Here is an 8006-nt window from a genome sequence, read left to right on the forward strand (position 1 = left end):
CCGCATCGTCTGGTCGGTGCCGATCGCGGCGGCCGTTTTGATCTGGGCCGGACGCACGGCGGATTTCAAAGCGGCGTTACGTTCGCCGCGCATCATTTCGATGGCGGCGCTGACGGCGGCGCTGATTTCGGTTAACTGGGGCATCTATGTCTGGGCGATTGCGGTCGACCGCACCATCGAGACCGCGCTTGGTTATTACATCAACCCGCTTGTCAGCGTCGTTGTCGGTGCGCTGCTGCTTGGCGAGCGGCTCGACAGGCTGCAAATCGCGGCGGTGCTGCTGGCGGCCATAGCGGTCGCGGTGCTGACGATCGACGCCGGCAAGCTGCCCTGGGTGTCGCTGGTGCTGGCGTTTTCCTTTGCTGCCTATGCTTTCTTCCGCAAGACGCTGCCAATCGGTCCCAGCCAGGGCTTTTTGCTCGAGGTGCTGTTACTGTCGGTGCCGGCGCTCGGCTACATCATCTTGCTCATCGTCACAGGGCAGGACCATTTCGTCTCCAGTTCCCTGAACGATACCGCATTGCTGATCGGCTGCGGCCCGGTCACCGCCATACCGCTGCTGCTGTTTGCCTTCGGGGCCAAGCTGTTGCGTCTCTCCACAATCGGCATCATGCAGTATATCGCGCCGACCATTGTGTTCCTGATCGCCGTGCTGATTTTCGGCGAACCCTTCGGCAGCACCCAGGCCATCGCCTTCGGCCTGATCTGGACGGCACTGGCGATCTATTCCTGGTCGATGTTTTCTTCGGCGCGCAAGGCCGGCGCTACACCCCGCGCCCCAGCCGCCTGACGAACAGATAGACGACCGCCGCGACGACCAGCGATATCGCCGACGCCACCCAGAAGCCCATCGGCGTCTCGACCAGCGGCAGCCCGCCGACATTCATGCCGAACAGGCCGGAGATGATCGTCATCGGCAACAGCACCGCGGTCATCACCGACAGCATGTAGAGTAACTGGTTCGACTGCGTCGTTAGCTTGGCCATCAGCTCGTCCTGCAGGAGCCGGGCACGTGCCTGCAATTGCTCGCCGTCATGATGCAATGTATGGGCGCGGTGCGAAAGCCGTGCCGCCATGTCGTTGATTTTATCAGGCAAATCGTTGCGATGCGAATGGTCGAGATGGCGGAACAGGCTGGTCAGCGACGCCATCTGCCGATGGATCACCACCAGTTGCCGGCGCGCATCGACCAGCGCCTGCCGCTCATTGTGCCATGCGTCGCAGACGATGCGGTCCTCGATGCCGTCGAGCGTGTCGCCAAGGCCACCGAGTTCCGTCGTCATGCCGTCGAGCGACTGGCCCATGAGGCCTCGATCAGTTCGGCCGGAGAGCGGAACTTGTGCGATCCGTTGTCGATCGCCTTGCGGATATTGTCGACCGATTGCAGCGGTTGCTTGCGCCCGCCGATCAGCATCGTGTCGTTAAGGGCGAAGCGGAAATGGCCGAGCCCGCGCGCCTCCGCCGAATAGTCGTGGCGCAGGTCCGGCAGGTCGCCGTAGAGCCAGTCGCCATCGAGGTCGATGTGGCAGCCATGGTCGGCCGTAAGGAAGGCATCGCGCACCGGTGGCGGCAAAGCCGGCTCGGTGGCAATCTCATGGCGGGCGCGCATGTCGGAAAGCTGATAGCTGCGCCAGATCCAGTGTGTGGCGGCCGGGTCTTTGGTTCGCGCGCCTTCGGCGGTGAAGTGATAGACGAAGAACAGCCCGTGCTCGTCGGGCAGATAAGGCGATAGGTCGGTGCCTTCCGGGTTGAGCGTGATGTTCATGGTCGCGTCGCCAGTCTCGAATACGCCGCCGCGCGGCGGCGACCAGACTGTGATCACTAGCACGGGCGAACCGGTTTCGTGTGACGGTTTTGACTGTCATCCGAGGCGCGCCTACGACGCCGCTGTTTGGGAGGCAATCTGGAATAATACGCCGTTGACTTGCGTTTACGCAAAGAGCACCACGTAAATCCATGTGGAGGACGTCCGATGCATGCCGGCTTCCCACGAAGCGTAGTCATAGCGGTATTGGGAGTCGTCATGGCGAGCTGCGCTGGCCTTTCGGCGCAGAAAACGGGGGCAATAACCGGCTATGGCCCCAACCCCACTTTACCGAAACCAAGACCGACGCTGATCCCGACCGTCAAAATCGCCGAGGCGAAGGGCTGGCAGAAAGGTGGCATGCCAACCCCGGCTCGGGGGCTGATGGTGAACGCCTTCGCCACCGGCCTCGACCATCCGCGCTGGCTGCACGTGCTTCCGAACGGCGACGTGCTGATCGCCGAAACCAATGCTCCTGCCAAGCATGACGAAGGCTTCAGCCTTAGAAAGGTCTTCATGGACCTTGCTATGAAGCGCGCCGGGGCCGCGACCAAAAGCGCCAACCGTATCACGCTCCTGCGCGACACCAATGGCGACGGCATTGCCGATGTGCGCAGGACGTTCGCGGAAGGCCTCAATTCACCCTTCGGTATGACGCTGTCCAAAGGCAAGCTCTTTGTCGCAAATACCGACGCGCTCGTCTCTTTCCCCTACTCCAATGGCCAGACCCGAGTCACAACGCCGCCGGAAAAGATCGTCGACTTGCCGGCCGGAGATCTCAACCATCATTGGACCAAGGACGTGATCGCAAGTCCGGATGGACGCAACCTCTATGTCACCGTCGGCTCCAACAGCAATGTTGGAGAAAATGGCATGGCCGCGGAGAAGAATCGCGCCGCCGTCCTTGAAGTGGACCGGTCGACCCGCCGCACCCGGGTCTTCGCGTCAGGGCTGCGCAACCCGAACGGGCTGTCCTGGAACCCTGAAACTGGCGAGCTTTGGGTCGCCGTGAACGAGCGGGACGAGATCGGCGACGATCTCGTCCCGGATTACATGACCTCGGTTCGTGACGGCGCTTTTTACGGCTGGCCCTACAGCTATTTCGGGCAGAACATCGACGAACGCGTCAAGCCGCAGCGCCCCGATCTCGTGGCGAGGGCGGTAAAGCCCGATTATGCGCTGGGTTCCCATACCGCCTCGCTGGGACTGACCTTCTCCAAAGGCACGTCGCTCGGCCCGGCCTACGGCAACGGCGCCTTCGTCGGCCAGCACGGCTCGTGGAACAGAAGCGTGTTCAGCGGTTACAAGGTGATCTTCGTGCCGTTCCGCGAGGGTAAACCGAGCGGTCCCCCAAAAGATGTGCTCGCTGGCTTTATCGGGCGTGATAGCAAGGCGATGGGCCGTCCGGTGGGCGTTGCGATCGATCGGAGCGGCGCACTGCTCGTCGCCGACGATGTCGGCAATGTCATCTGGCGGGTCCGCCGGGCAAGTCGCCGACTTGCGGGGGGAGTAGGGGAGTAGGATCGCGCTTCATGAGCGCGGCTTTCACTACCTACTGCCCTACTGCCCTACTGCCCTAAAGCTTGTCGATTACCGACTGCACACCTTCGGTCGGTGCGTCGACCGATGATCCGGCGACTATGATGGCGGCGACGATCGCTTCCGGATCGTCGACCACCAGCGGCTTGACCCGCTGCGCGCTGTGGATGAAGCCTTCGGCCATCATATGGTCGAGCAGCGCCAGCATCGGATCCCAGAATCCCCCGACGTTGCCGAAGACGATCGGTTTGCGATGATGGCCGAGCTGGCCCCAGGTCATGATCTCGATGATTTCCTCGACCGTGCCGATGCCGCCCGGCAGCGCCACAAACGCGTCGGATTTCTCGAACATCGTATGTTTACGCTCGTGCATGTTGTCGGTGACCACGAGCTCGTCGAGCCGGTTAAGCGCGGTTTCGGTGGCCTCCCTGTTGATCAGGAAGCGCGGAATGATGCCCGTCACCTTGCCGCCGGCCCGCAACGCCCCTTCGGCAACGGCTCCCATGATGCCCCTGGTGCCGCCGCCATAGATCAGACGCAGGCCGGACTTGGCGATCGAACGCCCAAGGAGGTGTCCGGCCTTGGCATAGGTTTCATCGCGGCCTGGAGACGAGCCGCAATAGACGCAGATGGATCGAATCGTGTTCATGAGATGATTGGTGATTGGGTCTTTATTCGCGGTCAAGCCCGGGCGGGCTTTTTCTTGCTGGCCTCCTTTTTCTTGTCGGCCCCCTTTTTCTTGTCGGTTTGGGCAAAACAGGGTAGACCGGCATTAGGTGGCTAAGGGCAGGGAAATATGACAATTAATCCAGTAAAGGCGCTTTTGTTCGCCATCGGCGGCTCCGTCGCCGCGGCGGGAACCGCCTATGTATCGGGCGCGCTCGACCCGTATGTCAATCGCGCGCCACCGGCGGAAGTGGCATCGCTGACGCCGCCGGCGGAGAAGCCGGCCAAGCCGGTGACCGATGGATCGGTTTCGCCCGCGCCGGCCACAGATGCGATGGCACCGGCAGCGCCGGCCACGGCTGATGCGATCGCGCCGACCTTCGATATTGTTCGGGTCGAGATCAAGGGCTCTATCGTCGTCGCCGGCAATGCCGCACCCAACGCCAAGGTCGAGATTCTCAACGGTTCGACGGTTCTCGGCTCGACGGTCGCCGGCGCCGATGGTGCTTTTGCCATCGTTCTCGACGATCCGCTGAAACCCGGCGATTACACGATCGCGCTGCGCTCAATGACCGGCAATGTCGTGACCCCCTCGGCGCAGACAGCCGTCGTCTCGATTCCCCAGAGTCCTGCTGGCCAGGTGCTGGCGATGATCGAGGAGCCGGGCAAGGCCTCCGAATTGCTCACCGTTCCTACACCCGAGAAGAAGCCTGAAGCGCCTGTTGGCGACAAGGCGGCCGCCCCGGCTGCCGAGGACTCCGCTGCCGGGGACCCCGCTGCCGCAGCACCGGCCCCAGGCGCACCGGCTGCCACGGCGCCGGCCACTGCCGAAGTCGCCCCCGCGCCGGCTCCGGACATGCCTGTCGCACCGGCGACACCAGCTGCAGGGCCAAAGATCGTCGTCGAAGCCATCGAGATCGACGGCAACAAGATCTTCGTCGCCGGGCTCGCCGATCCCGGCCGCAAGGTGCGCGCCTATGCCAACGATATCTTGCTCGGCGACGCGAAAACTTCGCCCGACGGCCACTTCCTGGTCGAGGCGACGCGCAGCATTCCCGTTGGCACCTACACCATCCATGTCGACGCACTCGATGCCGACGGGGCAAAGGTGCTGGCCCGCGCCGCCGTGCCTTTCGAGCGCGAGCCGGGCGAGTCGGTCGCCGCCGTGGCGCCCGTCGAGCAGAAGCCTGCCACGCCATCCTCCGCCGCTGGCCCGCCTGCTGCAATCGGAGCCGAAGGGCCCGCAGTTGCCGCCACATCGGCTGGAATTCCCGAGACCGCGGCGCCGAAGCTCGAACACGCCGACAGCGCCGTTATTATCCGCCGCCACGATACGCTGTGGCAGATCTCGCGGCGCGTCTATGGCCAAGGCGTGCGCTATTCGACCATCTACCTCGCCAATCAGGATCAGATCAGGAATCCCGACCGCATCTGGCCGGGGCAGGTGTTCAAGGTCCCGGAAAAATCGCAGGAAGGCGAAGCCGCCAACCTCAAGGCGATGGGCGACCAGATGACGACAGCCCCGACGAAGGCTGATTAGAAATCTTTTTCTTTCTTTCCGCCCTCTTGCGGAAAGCTCGTCCATCGTCTATCGCCGATAAACGATGAATGCGCCCTTGACCGAGAAGACTTGCGGCTTCGCCGACAGCCAGTCCGTAGCCGCGAAGCTCGCCGCGCTTTCGCATCCGGCCCGGATCGAGATCCTCAGGCACCTTTCGGCCAGCCGCTCCTGCTGCTGCCGGGAGGTCGTCGACCATCTCGACCTGGCGCAGTCCACGGTTTCACAGCACCTGAGGGTATTGGTCGACGCAGGGCTCGTCCGCTACAAGCCGGACCGGCAACGCTCGCGCTATGAAGTCGACAGCGATGCGCTCGCCAATGTTTCCGCATCGCTGGCCGCGCTCGTCAATTCGTGCTGCTCCGGCCGCTAGATCATGGTCCCGAATCGAAGGACCGCGTCAGCGAAAAGTGGCCGGTTTTCGGAAAAGATGGCGGTCAAGCAGTAAGATATAAGAAAAAGGCGATAAAAATGGCCGAAAAAACCGTTTCCGCTGAATCCGGTTCGACCTTCAAGACATTGCGCAATCTTTGGCCATACATGTGGCCGGCCGACCGTGGTGACCTCAGGGCACGGGTGGTGTGGGCGACCGTGCTTTTGGTCGTCGCCAAGCTGACACTGGTTGCCGGCCCCTATTTCTTCAAATGGGCAACCGATGCGCTGGCTGGTGACGCCAAGTCGGTGCCGCCGCTGCCGGCTTTCCTGCTGGCGCCGGTCATGCTGGTCATCGCCTACAATGTCGTGCGGCTGGTGCAACTCGGTTTCAACCAGTTGCGCGACGCGCTGTTTGCCCGCGTCGGACAGTATGCGGTGCGCCAGCTCGCCTTCCGCACGTTCATCCACATGCATCGACTGTCGCTGCGCTTCCATCTCGAGCGCCGCACTGGCGGCCTGTCGCGCATCATCGAGCGCGGAACCAAGGGCATCGAGACGATCGTCCGCTTCACCGTGCTCAACACCTTGCCGACCATCCTCGAATTCGCGCTGACAGCGGGCATCTTCGCCGTCACCTATGGATGGAAATACGTGGCTGTGGTGGCGGTGACGGTCTGGCTCTACATCTGGTTCACCATCAGGGCGAGCGACTGGCGCATCGTCATTCGCCGCGACATGAACGACAGCGACACCGACGCCAGCACCAAGGCGATCGACTCGCTGCTCAATTTCGAGACGGTCAAATATTTCAACAACGAGAGCATGGAAGCCAAGCGCTTCGACCGTTCGATGGCGCGCTACGAGGCCGCCGCCACCAGGATATGGACCTCGCTCGGCTGGCTGAACTTCGGCCAGGGCGTCATCTTCGGTCTCGGCACGGTTATCGTCATGTGCCTTTCGGCGCTGGAGGTGCAGGCTGGTACGCAGACGGTTGGCGACTTCGTCTTCATCAACGCCATGCTAATCCAGCTTTCGGTCCCACTCAACTTCATCGGCTTCATCTATCGCGAAATCCGCCAGGGCCTGACCGACATCGAGCAGATGTTCGATCTGCTCGATGTGCCGCAGGAGATCGTCGACAAGCCGGGTGCCAAGCCGCTGGTCGTCGGCGCCGGCAAGGTCGAGTTCCGCGACGTGCACTTTTCCTACGATCCCAACCGCAAGATCCTGAAAGGCATCAGCTTTGAAGTGCCGGCCGGCAAGACGGTTGCCATTGTCGGGCCATCGGGCGCCGGCAAGTCGACCATTTCGCGGCTCCTGTTCCGCTTTTACGACATCCAGGGCGGCAAGATTCTGATCGATGGCCAGGACATTCGCGACGTGACGCAGGAGAGCCTGCGCGCGGCGATCGGCATGGTGCCGCAGGATACCGTGCTGTTCAACGACACCATCGCCTACAACATCCGCTACGGCCGCGTCGATGCCAGCGAGGAGGATGTGCGCAAGGCGGCAGAACTCGCTCAGATCGGGCCGTTCATCGAACGTCTGCCCGACGGCTACCGGTCGATGGTCGGCGAGCGTGGGCTGAAACTGTCCGGTGGCGAGAAGCAGCGTGTGGCGATCGCCCGCACCATTTTGAAGGCGCCGCCGATCCTGATGCTCGACGAGGCGACCTCGGCTCTCGACAGCCATACCGAACAGGAGATCCAGGCGGCGCTCGACCTCGTCAGTAAGGGCCGCACGACCATCGTCATCGCCCACCGGCTGTCGACGGTGATTTCGGCCGACGAGATCATCGTGCTGCAGGACGGCCAGATCGCCGAGCGTGGCACGCATGCCGCCTTGATGCGCAAGGCCGGTCTGTACGCGTCGATGTGGGACCGCCAGCGTGAGGCAACCGAGGCCGAGGAGCGGCTGCGCATTGCTCGCGAGCGCGACGAGTTCGGCGTCGTTGTCCGCCGCCGCCCCTCCGAGGTGTCGTAGCCCTTATGGCCAGCCGGCGCCCGGCGCGGAAGCCTCGATGCTGAGCACCTGGCCGGTGCGGGCATCGCTGATCATGTGTTC

The 8006-nt window shown here is 62.9% G+C and carries 8 protein-coding genes; 5 read left to right on the forward strand and 3 right to left on the reverse strand.

Going from position 1 to position 8006, the window contains the following annotated elements:
- On the forward strand, positions 1–790 hold a 790-nt coding region (rarD, locus tag EOA86_RS13465; RefSeq protein WP_128342107.1), incomplete at its 5' end, for an EamA family transporter RarD.
- Here the strand turns inward: rarD and EOA86_RS41220 are convergent.
- Both EOA86_RS41220 and EOA86_RS41225 read right to left on the reverse strand, forming a co-directional pair.
- Positions 765–1304, reverse strand: coding sequence for a CorA family divalent cation transporter (locus EOA86_RS41220; protein ID WP_281035657.1), 540 nt, complete (start codon positions 1302–1304; stop codon positions 765–767). The genes rarD and EOA86_RS41220 overlap by 26 nt on opposite strands.
- Positions 1280–1828, reverse strand: a complete 549-nt coding sequence (locus tag EOA86_RS41225; protein ID WP_281035658.1) for a CorA family divalent cation transporter — start codon at positions 1826–1828, stop codon at positions 1280–1282. Before EOA86_RS41225 ends, EOA86_RS41220 begins: the two co-directional genes overlap by 25 nt.
- 144 nt (positions 1829–1972) lie before the next feature.
- Here EOA86_RS41225 and EOA86_RS13475 point away from each other — a divergent pair, with 144 nt between their 5' ends.
- Complete coding sequence (locus tag EOA86_RS13475; protein WP_128342109.1) at positions 1973–3325, forward strand: sorbosone dehydrogenase family protein; 1353 nt, start codon at positions 1973–1975, stop codon at positions 3323–3325.
- 55 nt (positions 3326–3380) lie between these two features.
- On the opposite strand, the gene EOA86_RS13480 is transcribed toward EOA86_RS13475, so the two are convergent.
- Entirely contained in the window at positions 3381–3992 is a 612-nt protein-coding gene (locus tag EOA86_RS13480) for a TIGR00730 family Rossman fold protein (RefSeq protein ID WP_127212343.1), read from the reverse strand.
- 147 nt (positions 3993–4139) lie between these two features.
- Between EOA86_RS13480 and EOA86_RS13485 the strand changes: the two genes are divergently transcribed.
- The 3 genes from EOA86_RS13485 to EOA86_RS13495 all read left to right on the forward strand — a co-directional run bounded on the left by EOA86_RS13485 (position 4140) and on the right by EOA86_RS13495 (position 7925).
- The gene (locus EOA86_RS13485; protein ID WP_128342111.1) at positions 4140–5549 is read left to right on the forward strand and encodes a LysM peptidoglycan-binding domain-containing protein; all 1410 of its coding nucleotides are present in this window, start codon (positions 4140–4142) and stop codon (positions 5547–5549) included.
- A gap of 64 nt (positions 5550–5613) precedes the next feature.
- Positions 5614–5940, forward strand: a complete 327-nt coding sequence (locus EOA86_RS13490; RefSeq protein WP_029354431.1) for a metalloregulator ArsR/SmtB family transcription factor — start codon at positions 5614–5616, stop codon at positions 5938–5940.
- 98 nt (positions 5941–6038) lie between these two features.
- The gene (locus EOA86_RS13495; RefSeq protein WP_128342112.1) at positions 6039–7925 is read left to right on the forward strand and encodes an ABC transporter ATP-binding protein/permease; all 1887 of its coding nucleotides are present in this window, start codon (positions 6039–6041) and stop codon (positions 7923–7925) included.
- Positions 7926–8006: the final 81 nt, after the last annotated feature.

Origin of the sequence: Mesorhizobium sp. M5C.F.Ca.IN.020.32.2.1 (assembly GCF_004023105.1) — a bacterium.
In the GTDB taxonomy this organism is placed as follows: domain Bacteria; phylum Pseudomonadota; class Alphaproteobacteria; order Rhizobiales; family Rhizobiaceae; genus Mesorhizobium; species Mesorhizobium wenxiniae.